Genomic DNA, 15,657 nt, shown 5'->3' with positions numbered 1-15,657 from the left:
GGAAAGAATCAGTTTTACCCTCACCCCTCCACCAACATCCACGCTGGATCCTCGAGCAACTCTTTCACCTGCACCAAAAACTGCACGGCTTCGCGTCCATCCACGATGCGGTGATCGTAACTGAGCGCCACGTACATCATCGGGCGGATCACGACCTGTCCATTTTCGGCGATGGGGCGTTCCTCGATCTTGTGCAAGCCCAGGATTCCAACTTGCGGCAGATTCAAGATCGGCGTGCTGAGCATCGAACCGAACACGCCGCCGTTCGTGATCGTGAACGTCCCGCCGCGCAAATCTTCAACCGACAGCGAGCCGTCGTTCGCCTTCCCCGAAAAAACTTTCACCTGTTTTTCGATCTCGGCAAACGTGAGACGGTCCGCGTCGCGCAACACTGGCACGACCAAACCTTCCTCCGCGCCGACCGCGATGCCGATGTCGTAATAATTTTTCAGCACGATCTCGTCGCCCTGAATTTCCGCGTTCAAGCGCGGGAACGATTTCAACGCGCTGATGCTCGCCTTCGTGAAGAACGATGTGAATCCCAATTTGATTCCATGCCGCGCCTGAAACGCCTCGTTGCGTCGGCGGCGCAAGTCCATCACCGCGCTCATGTTGATCTCGTTGAACGTCGTCAGCATGGCAGTGGATTGACTCGCTTCAAGCAGACGCTGCGCGATCGTGCGCCGTCTGCGGGACATGCGCTCACGCTCTTCCCGCCGTTCAGCGGATTCGACGCCCGCGGCTTGACTCGGCTTGGACAGCTGTTTCGCCGCCTCGCTCCCCGCCGACGATTGCTTCTGCGCATATTGTTGAACATCCGATTTTGTGACGCGCCCATCGGGACCCGTGCCGCGCACTTTCGATACATCCACGTTTTGTTCGCGCGCAACTCTTGATGCGACAGGAGTCACCTGCGGCTGGACGGTTTGCGGTTTTTCTTGAGGCGTGGGTAAAGGCTCAGGTTTTGGCGAGGCGGGCTGAGGGTCGGGTTTTGAAGCGGGTTGTTTTGCATCCGCATTGATCGAGCCAAGCACGTCGCCCACTTTCACATCCTGCCCTTCAGCAACTTGAATCTTCGCCAACACGCCCGAGGCTTTCGCGCCGACTTCGAGATTGACCTTGTCCGTTTCCAACTCGACGAGCGCTTCGCCCGCTTCGACAAAGTCGCCCTCTTTTTTCAGCCACGCGCGGACGGTGGCTTCGATGACCGATTCTCCCATTTCGGGGACGATGATTTCGATGGACATGTTAACCTCTCTCGATGCTCACGCTTTGCACATGCGCCTGCTCTTCAAATTTGAGCGCGCGTTGCACCAAAGCCTTTTGATTGATTCGATACAGCGTGGACGAACCCTCGGCAGGACTCGAACTTTCGGGTCTGCCGACATAATACAACGGAATTTTTCCGAGCAGTTGTTTCAAACGCGGGCGGAGGAAATCCCACGCGCCCATGTTCATCGGCTCTTCCTGAACCCAGATCACTTTTTCAAGCGACGAATATCCATTCAATAATTCTTCGATGGCTTGCAAAGGAAGCGGATAGAGTTGTTCCATTTTAACGATGGCGGTGTTCTTGCTGTTCTGCCGTTCTTCATCGCTGACGAGATCGAAGTACACGCGACCACTGCATAGAATTAAATTCTTGATGGCTTTATTGTTTCGTTTGGTCGTCGGTTCTTCGAGCAATGCCTGCCAACTTCCATTGACAAGTTGATTCGGAGTCGAAGCCGCAAGCGAATGCCGCAAGAATCCCTTCGGCGTGAAGATCGTCAACGGCAATGGATCGGTCTTCAACAGTAATGCTTGTCGTCGCAACAAATGGAAATATTGCGCCGCAGTCGTTGGGATGGCGACGCGCATGTTTCCCGCCGCGGCAAGATTCAAAATGCGTTCGATGCGCGCGGATGAATGATCGGGTCCCATGCCTTCGTTGCCATGCGGCAGCAGCAAAACGAGCGAGGGAGTCAGCCCCCATTTTGCGCGCCCTGAAAATAGGAACTCATCCACCACCGTTTGAATGTTGTTGGCGAAGTCGCCGTATTGCGCTTCCCACAACACCAACCGCTCGGGAGCCTGAAGGTTGTAGCCGATCTCAAAACCAACGGGACCCGCCTCGCTGACGGGTGTGTTGTAAATTTCAAAGGAGGCTTTCGCCTGTGGGATGGATTGCAATGGCGTGTAACTTTGATTCGTTTCCGCATCGTAAAACGCGGCGTGACGCTGGCTGAATGTGCCGCGCACCGAATCCTGTCCCGTCATGCGGATCGGGATGCCGTCCTCTAAAATGGAGGCGAAGGCTAACTCTTCGGCGGTCGCCCAATCCACGCTGGAGGCGTCGGCGTCGTCCAACACGTGGCGGCGTTTCTCGGTAGCGCGAAGCAATTTGGGATTCGGGTGGAAGTCTGCGGGGAATTGCAACAGCGACTCGTTCAGGCTTCGCAGACGTTCGAGCGGGACCGACGTGTGCGCCTTTTGCGCCGCTTTCGGCGGGGGCATCGTCGGGACGGGTTCTTGCAGGGCGCGTTCCGCGTCCAGTTTTTGGTTGACTTCTTGCAGTTCGTTCAAATATTTTTGCAGGAGCTGTTCCGCCTCGGCGGCTTGGATGCTTCCTTCTTTTTCCAACTTCTCCGCCCATAATTTCCGAACAGGAGGATGCGACTCGATCTTGGCGTACATCGTCGGCTGGGTGAAGCGCGGCTCGTCGCCTTCGTTGTGTCCGTGGCGGCGATAGCCGATCAGGTCAATCACAAAATCTTTGTGGAATTTCTGGCGATAGGCGATGGCTGTGTATGCCGCTTCAAAGCACGCCTCGGGTTCATCGGCGTTGACGTGGATGACGGGAATCTCGAATCCTTTTGCGAGGTCGCTGGCGTGCAGACCACTGCGCGATTCATGTTCCGTGGCGGTGAACCCGATCTGATTGTTGGCGATGATGTGCAAACATCCGCCTGTGGTATACGCCGACAATTGGGATAAGTTCAACGATTCGGCGACGATTCCCTGTCCGATGAACGACGCGTCGCCGTGGATGAGGATCGGCAGGGACTCGTTCGGCATCATTTGCGGCGCGCCGCGGGAATCCATTTTGCTGTTCGCGGCGCGCGACATGCCTTGAATGACGGGGTCAACCAATTCGAGATGACTCGGGTTGGCGAGCATACTCACGACCAAGCCGACATGGTCCGCGCCTTCGATGGCTTTGGATGCGCCCGCGTGATATTTCACATCGCCCGTCCAGCCCATTTCGTCCCATGTGCGCGAGCGGTCTTTCGGGTCTTTGAACTCCGCCAGAATTTGCTCGTACGGTTTTTGGAGGATATGCGCCAGCACGTTCAAACGTCCGCGATGCGCCATGCCGATCATCACCGCGCGGATGTCTTCACGGTCCGCTTCACGGATGACCTCGTCCAGCATCGGGACGAGCATGTCGAGTCCTTCGATGGAGAAGCGCGTCTTGGCGGGATAGATGCGGTTGAGGAACACCTCGAAGGCTTCCACCTGGCTGAGGCGGTCGAGGAGGCGGGTCGCATCCAGCGTCTGTTTTTGCGGATGGAAACGCCGCGTCTCGGCAACTTGTTGAAGCCAGTTGCGTTCCTCAGGGTTGCGGATGTGACCGTACTCATACCCGATCGCGCCGCAATAGATCGAGCGCAATTTTTCGATGGCTTGCGAAGCGTTCTCTGCCTGATGATCGCCGCGCAGTTTCACCACGTCTGCTGGGAGTTGGGAGAGATCGCCCTGATTGAGGTCGTGGAAATCCAACGTCAGAGTCGGATACGTCGCTGGGGATGCGCTTAAAGGATCAAGTTTGGCGACCAGATAGCCCTGCGAACGAATCGCGTGGGCTAGGTTCACCGCGCCGATGAGTTGGCGCAGGTCAATCCCGGATTCAATCGCGGGTTGCTGGACGGCGGGAGGAGTCCATTGGCTGAATAAGCGGCGGGTGGATTCGTCTACCGAATCGGGATCCCTTTGATAGCGGTCGTACAGTTCGAGGATGTACCCATAGTTGGGACCGAAAAATTCGTGTTCGAGATTCATATGTATGTTGCACCTGCCGAATATTTTACCCCACGATAAAACAAAACCAGCCGATTATTTCTGCGCGAGCGGCGCGCCGTGCAAAATACCGAGAAAGACCAATTCATCCAGCGCGCGGATGGAGTGGTTTTCGCCCGCGTCGAATACCAGGAGCGTGTTCGGTCCGCAGGTGCGCTCGACGCCGTCGCCGCCGGTGAAGATGCCTTGTCCTTGGAGCGTGACCACGAAGAACGGCGAACTCGGCGCGTTATGTTCGCGGATGAATTGACCCGCTTTGAGCGTAAAAAGGATCGCGCGTCCTTCACGGTCAACATGCAGAGGCTCGGCGCGAGGGTCTTTCTCGTTGAACTGGACTTCTTCGAATATGTTTGCAATTTTCATGTTCATTCCTTTCTTGTGCTGTCTGATTGAGAACCCGAATCGTTGACCAAACATCCTGAAGGTTGTCCAAACCGTAAGCGGTGTGGATTAAAACCTTCAGGATGTTTTTTTGTTGGCTTCGATGAGAGTCTTCCGCTTCGGTCTTTCCGCTATTCAGGCGGAGGCGGCGACGCGGCTGATCTTCACGCGCCAGACTTCGGGACCTTCTTCAAGGTATTCCCAGCCGAACAATCCGCCGCGCTCGTGCGAGAATTGATAGAAGAGCGGCTTCGGGTCGTGGTCGTTGACCAGCGTGAAGAACTCGCCTTCTTTCAGCGCGTCGAAGGTTTGGAAGATCTTCGGGTGACGCTCGCGCGGGGGAATTTCGCGGACGTCTAACGTGGTTGTGCTTTCGGACATGGTGTATGTCTCCTTTTGGGTTGTGTTTTTAAAATCGGCGTTTCGCTTGGCGAAGCCGTTTTTAACCAGTAGTGTGCGGCAAGGTTCACGTTGCCATTTTACGCAAAGTAAACTTTGCGGTACGACAAGGTTCACGTTGTCATTTGTCTCGTCGCAAAATGAATTTTGCGGTACGGTCTCGCGTGCGGCAAGGTTCACTTTGCCATGTAACGCAAAATGAATTTTGCGTTACTTCAAGCGCCTTTCCAAAAACGCTTTAAGCGCGAGAGCGTTGTTGTGTTCCGTATCGTGCGCGCTATACAATAAAGTCACATCGCCTTTTTTGGCGGCATCTACAATTGGCTGCCACTCGGCGGAGTTGGCTTTCAGTTCGGCTTGATAGCGCTTCTGAAACTCCGCCCATTTGAGCGGATCGTGCGCGAACCAGTTCCGCAAGTCGGCGCTGGGCGCGACGTTCTTCAGCCAGGCTTTCATTTTCAGCGTTTCTTTTTTCATGCCGCGGGGCCACAACCGCTCGACGAGAAAACGAGTCCCGTCGCTTTTTGCGGCGGCTTCATATACGCGTTTTATCTTCAACATGATCACTCCTTATTGATAAAACCTACATACCGGATTGCGGACTTCCAGTCCGCCTAAAGAGCGGACTCAAGTCCGCTCTCCGGGGTTTTTCAAATCGACACCAAACCTTTCTCTGCCAGACTTTTTAACAGCAGATGGAAATAGATCAGCCCGCCGAATCCGTCCCAACGCATCAACGCTTCGCGTGTGTTGGCATAGGTCATCTTGCCAGGCAGTCCCAGCCACTTTTGCAGGTTGTTGCGCGCGCCCACATCGTCGGCGGGGAAGATGTGCGTGCGACCCAGCCCGCGCAGTAAAACGTATTCCGCTGTCCAGCGTCCCACGCCTTTCAATTCGCACAGACGCGCAACCGCTTCTTCATCGTTTAATTGAGCGAGCGCATCCAAGTCAAGTTCGCCATCCATAATGAGGCGCGAGATATTCGTAATGTAGCGGGCTTTCTGATAACTGAAACTCATCTCGCGTAAATCTTCCAAATCGGCAGTGACTAAATCCTGCGGGCGCGGAAAAGCGTGGACGATTCCATTTTCCGTTTTGAGCGCCATGCCATATGCTTCGGTGAGGCGGTTGAGCAGGCGAATGCCCATCGTGAGCGTCAACTGCTGACAGGCGACGGCGTTGATCAGCGCTTCAAACGGACTCAACAAACGCGGCGGCTTCATGCCTTGAAATTGACTCGCAAGCGGCTTGAGCCAGTGATCTGTTTTGCTCAGGCGATAAAACTTTTGCAAATCAACGTTGAGTCCGAGCAAACGCTCCAGCGCGGCGGTGACAGTTGTCTTGACCGAAGAAGTTAATCTCGTTCCATTTATTTCAACACGCAAGTTTTTTGATTCCGCGTATTGAGTCACTGCGATTTCAAACGGCTTATCATCTGCAATCAACACGCGCCGATACGTTGTGCCGTTCCAGCGGTCGAAGAGATTGTCGGGGCGGCGGCGCAGAGTCCAAACGGCGAGATCGAGTCGAAACGGCGAAACAGGCTGAAGGTCGAATGAAGCGTTCTGGTCAAGCAAGTCAAGCCTCTCAAAATATCGTCCCGAAGGTTTCCTTGAAAACACATCGTTGAATCCAGTCAACCTTCGGGACGTTTTCTCTAGCCCTTCTTCACGGCTGGATGATCGGGCTGATACGATCCCGCCAGCGAGCGGAAACTGACCGCCAGTCGATTCCATGAATTGATAGCGATGATGCCGAGAGTCAAATCCACAAGTTCTTTTTCGCTGAAATGTTTGCGCGCTTCGGCATAGATTTCATCTGGCACATGGTCTTGGCTGACGAGCGTGACGGCTTCGGTCCAGGCGAGGGCGGCGCGTTCGCGGTCGGTGTAAAACGGCGCTTCGTGCCACGCGCTGACTCCGTACAAACGCTGTTCGCTTTCGCCGTTGGTGCGCGCATCTTTGGTGTGCATGTCAATGCAATAGGCGCAACCGTTGAGTTGTGAGGCGCGCAGTTTGACCAGTTCGAGCAGACTGTGTTCCAAGCCCGATTTGCGGACGTAGCCTTCGAGTTTGCTCAGCCCTTCCACACCTTCAGGCGAGACTTTTGAATAATTGAGACGCGGTTCCATTTTGTTTCATCCTTTGAGTTTTGATTTTTTTCTTAACCACGAAGTGTCACGAAGGACACAAGGTTTTTTTTGTAACTACTTCGCCATGTCGTTGCGAGGCGGGCATTTGCTCTTTCCGCCGAAGCAATCCCATATCATTAGGAGCCTGCTTCGGCAAAGAACAAGAGCGCCTTATAGAGACCTAATGGAAGGTGTGGCTGGCGGCTGAGCAGTCAGATCTTTTTATTTATTTTACTTCCTGCGCGAGCGCTCTTTCAAACATTTGGCGCGTGGCTTGATAACAGCCTTCGCCGCAACACGGCAATTTTCCAATCGAAACAATTTTATAATTTTGGATCTTTGGGTACGACATCTTATGGACGAGTTTCGTCCCGTCGTTCAACATGACGGTGGGTGTGCCGCGCACGCCAAATTTTTCTTTGCCGAGTTTGCCTTCTGCAAGCACGGCGGCGCGCGGTTCAGCGCTGTTGAAGAGACGAGTGAAATGATCCATGTCTAAATTCGCTTCGCGGGCGAGGTCGAGCATCACTTCGGGCTTGCCGATGTTGCGCCCTTCGGCAAAAAACGCGCGGCGGATTCGCAAGTCAAAATCGCGTCCGACGGATTCGCCTTGTTGAAACGCGCACCAAGCCGCGTCGAAAGCGGGAAGCGTGGTCGTGGGGAAATCATCGCTGAACGGTTTGAACGTCGCCGCTGGTTCTTGTAATGCCGCAAGCCAGATTTCCAATTCGAGTTCTTTGCGGTCGGGCGGGCCGCCGCCGTACACTTCCAATGGAAAAGCCCGCTCCACCAAACGGACGCGCCGTTCATATTCAGGCGCAATTTTTTGCAGGCGCACGGCCGCAACATAACACCACGGTCAATAATATTCAGCCCACTCCAAAATTTCGGGTATTTCACCTTGTCGCATTGTCATCTCTCATTCCTTTGTAAACCGCATGCGGTAAAAAATTCCGAGCGAAGCGCCGCGTCTTCCGCGAAATGTCCGCGCCAGACCGTGGTGCGTGTGATCGGCGAGACCTCGCGCACGCCGCGCATTTCCATGCACAGGTGATGCGCTTCGAGATAGACTGCCACTCCATGCGGATGGAGCATCGTCTCGAGCGTGTCGGCGATTTGCTGACCGATCCGTTCCTGCACGGAGAAGCGTTTGGCAAAGAGGCGCACGAGGCGCGTCAATTTGGAAATACCGACGATGTTCTCATGCGCGATGTATCCGACATACGCCATCCCATAAAACGGAAGCGCGTGATGTTCGCACAACGCAAAGAATGGGATCGGGCCCTCGATCACTTGACTCAAGCGGCAATCGGGTTCGCCGCGGCATTCGGTATCGAAAACGCGCAATAATTTCGGGTCGCCGTCATACCCCTCTGTAGAGTCGAACAGCGCTTTGATAAAGCGGCGCGGCGTATCTTTCGTGGCGGGCGTGTTCAAGTCCAGCCCAAAGGCGGTAAATATTTCCGCGGCATAGCCTTCGAACTTGTGAAACTGTTCGTCCGATATCTGGCGCGACTGAAGTTTCATGGCGGTTTGGTATTCGAGATCTTCAGGGTCGTCGTGGATGTTCATTGATAAATCCTTTCCTGTTTATTTGTTGAAATAACGATTCACCTCAACGTAGGTCGGGATGTCGCGCGCGAAACTGTACGTGCCGTGTTGTTTCAACTCGTCCGCGATTTTTCCCACCAACGACATCGTCGCCCGCATCGGAATGGACCCGAAACTGACTCGCGCCACGCCAAGTTCTTTCAACTCTGCGATGGTCGGGCTTCCGTGCCTAGCCAGAACGTTGATCGGCGCGTTGATCTCGCGGACAAGTTCGGCGATGGTCTGCTTGTCGTCCACGCTGATCACGAAGACGCAGTCCGCGCCTGCCTCGCGATACGCATTGCCGCGCTGGATGGCTTGCGCCAATGCGGCCTTGTCGCGCTTATCGGATTTTTCGTATACGTCCGTGCGCGCGTTGATGACCAACGGGACTCCGAACGTCCGCGCGGCTTCGCGCATGGCTATTATTTTTTCCGCTTGAAGCGCGATGTCTTCCAATGGATAAGGTTTGTTGATCGTCCCATCTTCCAGATTCAACCCAACGGCGCCCGCTTCAAGCGTGAGACGCGCGGTCTCGGCGACTTCGGCGGGCGTCTCGCCGAACCCCGCTTCCATATCCGCTGTAACAGGCAGTTCAACCGACTTTGCGATTCGCTGAACCACTTCCAGCATTTCAGCGCGGCTCATCATCTCGCCATCAGGATAACCATAAGAAGAAGCGATTCCCGCGCTGGTAGTGGCGATCGAGTCAAAGCCCGCCCGCTCAAACATCTTGGCAGAGGCGGCGTCCCAGGCGTTGGGCAAAATCAGGATCGAACCGTGATGAAGGTTGCGAAAATCTTCCGCCTTCTTGATTTGTTCCTCTTTGCTGACAGTGTGTTTCGCGTTCATGAATCGGTACCTCCGCTTTGATTTCAAAGCCAATCATACCACAATATTTATGATATTTAATATAAAAATATGACTTATTTGTCGTATTTTCAAGATTTCGCATTAGCGTGCTTTGCGGTAAATATTTTTCACGCATGGTAAAGAATTTACGGCTCTCCCCTTTCTGAGGGGATTACGACTCGCAGGAAGATTCTTTGCCACGAATTTACACGGATGTTCACGAATTTTTTAAACAATCCGTGTGAATTTGTGAAATCCGTGGCTAAGGTTTTTGGGCTTTCCCGTTAATAACGGTTGAGCCGAATTTACTTTCTCGATTAGACACTCCCCGTCAAGACTTCGTTTCACTTGCGTGATTTATCTAGTACAATAACGCTCATCAATCAATTGGAGAGAATCAAATGGTTACTGTTCGTTCGGATGTGTTCAAGATCGGCGAAAATTTCGCCACGTTGTTGGGCGATGAGGTCAAAGTGGGCGATACGGCTCCCGCCTTCACGTCAGTTGTACCGGGGTGGGGACGCGTGAATCCGCTGGAGGAGTCGAAGGGGAAGGTGATTATCCTCTCGGCAGTCCCTTCGCTCGATACCGACGTCTGCGACCGCGAGACGCGCCGATTCAATGAAGAAGCCGCGAAACTCAGCGAGGAGATTATCATCTACACCATCAGCACCGATTTCCCGATGGCTCAAAAACGCTGGTGCGGCGCGGCGGGCGTGGAGAAAGTGAAAGTCGTTTCGGATGTGGTGGATGCGGAGTTCGGAGTCAAATACGGCGTATTGATCAAAGAGCGGCGTTATCTACGCCGTTCGGTGTTCATCGTCGGGCGCGATGGAAAACTCACCTACGTGAACTATCTGCCCACTCTGGGAGAAGAACCGAATTACGACGAAGTGATTCAAGCCGCGAAGCAGGCGTTAGGATAATCTATTCAGCCCTCGCTTATGCGGGGGCTTTTTTCAAACGGAGTCACAACATGAATCTCAATGAACAGTTCGAGCATTTCCGCCAATCACCCACAGTGGCGATGGGCGACCGCATCTCCGCGCTCAAAGCCAGCGGAAAAAAAATCATCGGTTTGCAACAAGGCGACCCCGATTTTTCGACATCGCAAGCGGTGATCGACGTGGCGTGCAAAGCCCTGCAAGAGGGACTGACACACTACGGACCCTCGCGCGGCAGACCGGAGCTCCTCTCTGCCATCGCCAGCAAGTTGATGCGCGACGAAGGCGTTTCGTACGACCCCGCCTCCGAGATCATCGTCACGCACGGCGGCATCCACGCGTATTTTTCGGCGATGCAATCCATTTTGAATCCCGGCGACGAGGTCTTGATCCCCGACCCCACATGGGCGACTCACGTCAATTTAGCGATGATGCTGAGAGCGGAAGTGACCCGCGTCCCTGCCCCCGTGGAGGCTGGATTCATCCCTTCGTTCGACTCGTGGGCGCGGGCTGTTTCGCCAAAGACCCGCGCCATCGTCGTCAACTATCCCTCCAACCCGACGGGCATCGTCCCTTCGCGCGAGTATCTGCAAAAATTGCAGGACTTTGCGAAAGCGCGCGACCTGTGGGTCATTACAGATGAAGTCTATGACAGTTTATATTTTGAAGAAAAGCCGACCTCGCTTGCCTCCTTTGAAGGCGCGAAAGAACGGACATTGATTATTCAAAGCCTCTCGAAAACCTACGCGATGACCGGCTGGCGCGTGGGTTTTCTCGCCGCGCCCAAGCGCGTGATTTCGAACGCGGTGAAGGCGGGACAGAACAGCATCACATGCGTTGCGCCGTTCATCCAAAAAGCTTCCGCGTTCGCGTTGACGGATCCCGGCGTGCAACAAGAAACGGCGAAGATGCGCGAGGCATACACGCGGAGGCGCGCGTTGGTGATGAAATTATCCGCTGAGCTGGAAAGCGACAAAGTCCGCGTGACGCCGCCGCAGGGCGCGTTCTACTGCTTCCTCGATCTGCGCGCGTTGAAGATGAACGACGTGGAAATGTGCGAACGGATTCTCGAAGAGAAAAGCGTGGGGCTTGTCCCCGGCTCCGCGTTCGGCGAACTGGGCGAGGGATTCATCCGCATGTCCATCGCCGCGTCGGATGAGGAAGTGGAGACGGGGTTCAGGAGGATCGTGGAGTGGGCGGAAGAACAATAGTTTCAAGTTCAAGGTTTCAGGTTTCGCAACTTTCGACATTCAACCTTTGACCTGAGACTGGAGGTTTTATGAAGATTGCATTTCAAGGCGAGCATGGCGCGTATAGCGAGCAGGCGGTGTTCGATTATTTCGGGGAGGTCAAGTCGCTCCCCTGCGAGTCGTTCGACGCGGTGTTCGAGGCAGTCAACAGCGGGCGGAGCGACGCGGCATTGATCCCCATCGAAAATTCGCTGGCGGGGAGCATCCATCAGAATTACGACCTGTTGTTGCGAAACGACCTGCGCATCGTAGGCGAGTATCCATTGCGCGTGCGGCATTGTTTGATCGCGTTGCCTAACGTGAAGATGGATGAAATCAAAAAAGCCATCAGCCATCCGCAGGCGCTGGGGCAGTGCGCCGAGTATTTGCGAAAGCGCGGCATCCAAGCGGAGCCTGTGTACGACACCGCGGGGAGCGTGAAGATGCTGAAAGAGTCGGGCGCGCGCGACACGGCGGCGGTCGCTTCGCGCCGCGCGGCAGAAATTTACGGCATGCAGATTCTGGAAGAGGGAATTGAAGATAACGCGGAGAACTACACGAGGTTCCTCGCCATCCAAAAAGAAGCAGTTGTCCCGGCGGGCGAAGCGAAGACGTCCATCGTGTTTACGTTGAAGAACCAGCCCGGCTCGCTGTTCAAGGCGATGTCGGTGTTTGCCTTGCGCGACATTGACCTGACCAAGATCGAGTCGCGCCCGTTGCAGGGCAAGCCGTGGGAATATCTGTTTTATATTGATTTCATCGGTTCGGCGAACGAGGAAGCCTCGAACCGCGCGCTCGACCACCTGAACGAATACGCGCTGACACTGCGCGTGCTGGGGTCGTATGCGAGGTTTAGGGGGTGATGAAAATTGCCCTGAAAGGTTAGTAGTCCCCTTGCAGAAGTAAGTTTTACTTCGCAAAAGGTCTATTATCCATAGATCACGAAAATAGTTCTTGACGCAGCGCAACTGACGCCTGAACTTTCGTGAAGCGCCGACTATTGTTTCAATGAATAGCGCCCACTTTCAATCCGCTCAGCAAATCTGACGCCTGCTCATCGTTGATCGAAGTTCGAATTTCTTTCACGGTATTGTTCTGCAAGTAAATTTGGGTTTTCCCAAGATGTTCTTCTCCAAACGCCGCGCGGTAAAGCAGTTTGGCTCCGTGCTGAGGATGTTTGTAAAATAATGTCACAAGAGGTTTCATCCAAATCGGCATTCCTTTGCCCATGGACATCTTTGTTTTGTTTCCGCTGGGTGAAACGTTTATCACTCTGATTCCATCCCTGCGGAATTTTTCCGAATTGCGCTTCATTAACAGCGCGAGAGCAAGCTTCGAGTACAGGTACATGCCCATTGGGGGTTGGTTGTCTTTGGGGTGGAGGAGTTCGCCGACTTTGATCTTTGGGATCTGATGTAACCCATCCGTTGCGGTATTCACCACGAGCGGATCGGCGGATTGGGTCAGGGCTGGTTTCAAACTCTGAGTTAATAGATATGGGGAAAGCGTGTTCACCTCAAAGTGCATTTCGTTGCCCTGTTTCGACTTGACGATTTTTTCCAGCAACACTCCCGCGTTATTGAACAGAATATCCACCTTGCCAAGTTTTTCCCGAATCATCGTGGCAACATTGACGACCTCCGATTGGACGCTGAGATCGGCGATAAAAATCTCCAGGTTGGTTGAATGAAAATTATTTTGAAGTTCATCTGATTGCTCTTGGTTTCTCACAACAACAGCAACCCGATGTTCTTTTTCCAACAGAATCTTCAGCAATTCCAATCCAATCCCAGACGACCCGCCAGTCAAAACAATTTGCTTTGTCACTTTGCGCTCCTCATTGATCGAATACGAACCAACAGATCTCATTTCGCAACTTCTGGTCGTCAAGCACAAGAGCGCGGATGTCATTTGGAAGTTGCGCGCGCTGCCACTCGCATTCGAGACGCCCCGCTTCTTTTTCCTGACCCTCAACTGCCGCCGCCATCGCGGCTTTGATCGCATATGCCGCCGCGCCAAGTTCGTGTGCCGCGACGTGCGCCGTCACTGCCGCCTGCCCCGCAGAAAATGCGGCGAAACGCGCGGCTCCACGCAAATCCCTCCCTGCACCCATTGCATGACCGCCCAGTGCGCGTGTTTCCATCATTTTGAATTCCCCGCGCGCCCACGCGCGAGTCGCTTCGATGGCGCGGCGCGGACGATCATCATTGGGTTGAATCTCCTCGAACAGATGCAATACATGCCCTGCGCAATCCGCCGCCCAAACCGCAAGCAGGTGATGATCCGAGTCTGTGAGCGTCCCGCCGCGACGGGTGGTGATGAATCGAGGGTCTCGTTTTTTGGGTAAGATCATTTGTTAGTTCGTAAGCGATTCTTCTGCCTAACGCTTTCTTAGGCAGTCTAATTAAAGTAGAATCCTCATCGTCCACTGCGCGTTTGTTTTACTGCGTCTTCATGAAAAAATGTTTCCAAATTTTGCTTGCATTCACTCGCAGGGTCAAACAAGCTCATTTCTTCTTCCGTTGGAACCTGAATCATCTCTGCCCACCGCAAAACATCTTCACGTTTTATTGGTGGATTCTCCATGTTTCGGCGCTGAATGCGCTCGAAAAGAATTTCAGGAGGCGCATACAGGTAGTGCAGTTCGACAGCAGCGCCAAGATTACGAGCGCCTTCACGCAATGCATCACGCTCAGATTTTCCCCATGTTCCCCATTCAATAATGACCACAAGACCAAGTTCAAGCAGTCGTTGACCTAACTTCCATTGGAGCGATTCAATCCTTGCTCGAGTTTCTTCGTCATAAAGATCAATGGAGAGCGCATCCATCCACTCGTCTGGCGATAGGCGAACAGCGTGCAGGTCATCCTCAAGGCACTTTGCCAAAGTTGTCTTTCCTGAGCCAGGCAGACCACAAACGATAATTAATCTGGCAGAACTGTTTGACTTTTTCATTGTGTTGATAAGACCCAACTCATATGGGCGACGAAGCCCAACTACCTTTGTACAAATTATACGCTCAATTCAAACCGAGAAACCAAAAACTCCCGCCGACGATTCGCCAGCGGGAGTCTCAATCTCCAGTCTCCAATTCTCTAATCCTCTAATCCTCTAATTCTCCACTCTCTCCCCATACAACTTCCGATGCACCACACTCAACGCCCTCACCTGCTCCGCCGCGTGATACGACGACCTCACCAGCGGATTCGACTCGACCCATTTGAAACCGATCTCTTTGCCGTAGTCGCGCAGTTCGGCGAACTCTTCCATGGTGTAATATCTCGAAATGGGCATGTGCTTCTTGCTCGGTTGCAGGTATTGACCGATGGTCAAAATGTCCACGCCCCATGAGCGTTGATCGCGCATCACGGCTTTGATCTCGTCCATTTCTTCACCGAGACCGACCATGATTCCAGACTTGGTCAACACATCGGGGTCGAGTTTCTTTGCGTTCGAGAGAGTCGCCGCCGCCCAATCGTAGTTATCCTGCGGTTGGACTTGCTTGAACAAGCGCGGCACGGTCTCCACGTTGTGATTCAAAATTTCAGGTCGCGCGTCCATCACAATTTTCAACGCCTCAATCGAACCTTTGAAATCGGGGATCAACACTTCGATGGAACAGCCTGGCAGAACTTCTCGAATGCGGCGAATCACCATAGCAAAAATCGGAGAGCCGCCATCCCGCCTCTCATCACGATTCACCGATGTGATGACCGCGTGTTTCAACTCCATGGATTTGACGGCTTGCGCCACGCGTTCGGCTTCGCCCCAATCCATCATCGTCGGCTTGCCGTGTTTGATGTCGCAGAATCCGCACGTGCGCGTGCACACGTCGCCGAGCATCAAAAACGTGGCGGTGCCGCTCCCCCAACATTCGCCGAGGTTCGGGCACATCGCTTCTTCGCACACGGTATGCAACGATTTCGAGCGCATCAACGTTTGAATGCGTTCGTAATTTTCACCCGCGGGCGCGCGCACCTTGATCCATTCGGGGCGGCGCAGAGGGCGCACGTCGCTGGGGGGGATGATTCGGTCTCGAGTTGGTGTAACAGACATAATGGGGGTTGAAGCG

At 53.9% G+C, this 15,657-nt stretch carries 16 protein-coding genes and 1 pseudogene; 3 read left to right on the top strand and 14 right to left on the bottom strand.

The window, feature by feature from the left end:
* Positions 1 to 20: 20 nt before the first annotated feature.
* From odhB to AC16KF_RS13310, 10 genes and pseudogenes are all read right to left on the bottom strand, one after another.
* Positions 21 to 1,247 carry a 2-oxoglutarate dehydrogenase complex dihydrolipoyllysine-residue succinyltransferase gene (gene odhB, locus AC16KF_RS13355; protein ID WP_484037824.1) on the bottom strand — a complete coding sequence of 409 codons (1,227 nt, stop codon included), beginning with the start codon at positions 1,245 to 1,247 and terminating at the stop codon, positions 21 to 23.
* Between the two features lies 1 nt (position 1,248).
* A complete protein-coding gene (locus AC16KF_RS13350; protein WP_484037823.1) occupies positions 1,249 to 4,041 on the bottom strand; it encodes a 2-oxoglutarate dehydrogenase E1 component in 2,793 nt (930 codons plus the stop codon).
* 54 nt (positions 4,042 to 4,095) lie between these two features.
* Entirely contained in the window at positions 4,096 to 4,422 is a 327-nt protein-coding gene (locus AC16KF_RS13345; protein ID WP_484037822.1) for a cupin domain-containing protein, read from the bottom strand.
* A 153-nt stretch (positions 4,423 to 4,575) separates the two neighbouring features.
* A complete protein-coding gene (locus AC16KF_RS13340) occupies positions 4,576 to 4,821 on the bottom strand; it encodes a DUF2249 domain-containing protein (RefSeq protein ID WP_484037821.1) in 246 nt (81 codons plus the stop codon).
* A gap of 228 nt (positions 4,822 to 5,049) precedes the next feature.
* Positions 5,050 to 5,400, bottom strand: a complete 351-nt coding sequence (locus AC16KF_RS13335) for a DUF488 domain-containing protein (RefSeq protein WP_484037820.1) — start codon at positions 5,398 to 5,400, stop codon at positions 5,050 to 5,052.
* Between the two features lie 89 nt (positions 5,401 to 5,489).
* On the bottom strand, positions 5,490 to 6,461 hold the full coding sequence (locus AC16KF_RS13330) for a DNA-3-methyladenine glycosylase family protein (protein WP_484037819.1): 972 nt from the start codon (positions 6,459 to 6,461) through the stop codon (positions 5,490 to 5,492).
* A 35-nt stretch (positions 6,462 to 6,496) separates the two neighbouring features.
* Positions 6,497 to 6,970, bottom strand: a complete 474-nt coding sequence (locus AC16KF_RS13325; RefSeq protein ID WP_484037818.1) for a carboxymuconolactone decarboxylase family protein — start codon at positions 6,968 to 6,970, stop codon at positions 6,497 to 6,499.
* 226 nt (positions 6,971 to 7,196) lie between these two features.
* A pseudogene (locus AC16KF_RS13320) lies at positions 7,197 to 7,817 on the bottom strand (DsbA family oxidoreductase); the annotation flags it as partial.
* A gap of 65 nt (positions 7,818 to 7,882) precedes the next feature.
* Complete coding sequence (folE, locus tag AC16KF_RS13315; protein ID WP_484037817.1) at positions 7,883 to 8,542, bottom strand: GTP cyclohydrolase I; 660 nt, start codon at positions 8,540 to 8,542, stop codon at positions 7,883 to 7,885.
* 18 nt (positions 8,543 to 8,560) lie between these two features.
* Entirely contained in the window at positions 8,561 to 9,412 is an 852-nt protein-coding gene (locus tag AC16KF_RS13310; RefSeq protein ID WP_484037816.1) for an isocitrate lyase/PEP mutase family protein, read from the bottom strand.
* Positions 9,413 to 9,813: 401 nt separating this feature from the next.
* On the opposite strand from AC16KF_RS13310, the gene tpx reads away from it, so the two are divergent.
* From tpx to pheA, 3 genes are all read left to right on the top strand, one after another.
* On the top strand, positions 9,814 to 10,338 hold the full coding sequence (gene tpx, locus AC16KF_RS13305; RefSeq protein WP_484037815.1) for a thiol peroxidase: 525 nt from the start codon (positions 9,814 to 9,816) through the stop codon (positions 10,336 to 10,338).
* 50 nt (positions 10,339 to 10,388) lie between these two features.
* Positions 10,389 to 11,567 carry a pyridoxal phosphate-dependent aminotransferase gene (locus AC16KF_RS13300; RefSeq protein ID WP_484037814.1) on the top strand — a complete coding sequence of 393 codons (1,179 nt, stop codon included), beginning with the start codon at positions 10,389 to 10,391 and terminating at the stop codon, positions 11,565 to 11,567.
* Positions 11,568 to 11,635: 68 nt separating this feature from the next.
* Positions 11,636 to 12,448, top strand: coding sequence for a prephenate dehydratase (pheA, locus tag AC16KF_RS13295; RefSeq protein ID WP_484037813.1), 813 nt, complete (start codon positions 11,636 to 11,638; stop codon positions 12,446 to 12,448).
* 142 nt (positions 12,449 to 12,590) lie between these two features.
* Here pheA and AC16KF_RS13290 read toward each other — a convergent pair whose 3' ends face one another.
* The 4 genes from AC16KF_RS13290 to lipA form a co-directional block, all read right to left on the bottom strand.
* On the bottom strand, positions 12,591 to 13,412 hold the full coding sequence (locus AC16KF_RS13290) for an SDR family NAD(P)-dependent oxidoreductase (RefSeq protein WP_484037812.1): 822 nt from the start codon (positions 13,410 to 13,412) through the stop codon (positions 12,591 to 12,593).
* Positions 13,413 to 13,422: 10 nt separating this feature from the next.
* Positions 13,423 to 13,938 (bottom strand): putative immunity protein, encoded by a 516-nt coding sequence (locus AC16KF_RS13285; RefSeq protein WP_484037811.1) that lies wholly within the window; start codon positions 13,936 to 13,938, stop codon positions 13,423 to 13,425.
* Between the two features lie 65 nt (positions 13,939 to 14,003).
* Positions 14,004 to 14,540 carry a P-loop nucleotide/nucleoside kinase family protein gene (locus tag AC16KF_RS13280; RefSeq protein ID WP_484037810.1) on the bottom strand — a complete coding sequence of 179 codons (537 nt, stop codon included), beginning with the start codon at positions 14,538 to 14,540 and terminating at the stop codon, positions 14,004 to 14,006.
* A 156-nt stretch (positions 14,541 to 14,696) separates the two neighbouring features.
* Positions 14,697 to 15,641 (bottom strand): lipoyl synthase, encoded by a 945-nt coding sequence (gene lipA / locus AC16KF_RS13275; RefSeq protein WP_484037809.1) that lies wholly within the window; start codon positions 15,639 to 15,641, stop codon positions 14,697 to 14,699.
* Between the last annotated feature and the right edge of the window lie 16 nt (positions 15,642 to 15,657).

Source organism: Candidatus Defluviilinea gracilis (genome assembly GCF_057138825.1).
The sequence above is the reverse complement of the archived record's forward strand: the minus strand, read 5'-3'. Positions and strand labels throughout refer to the sequence as shown.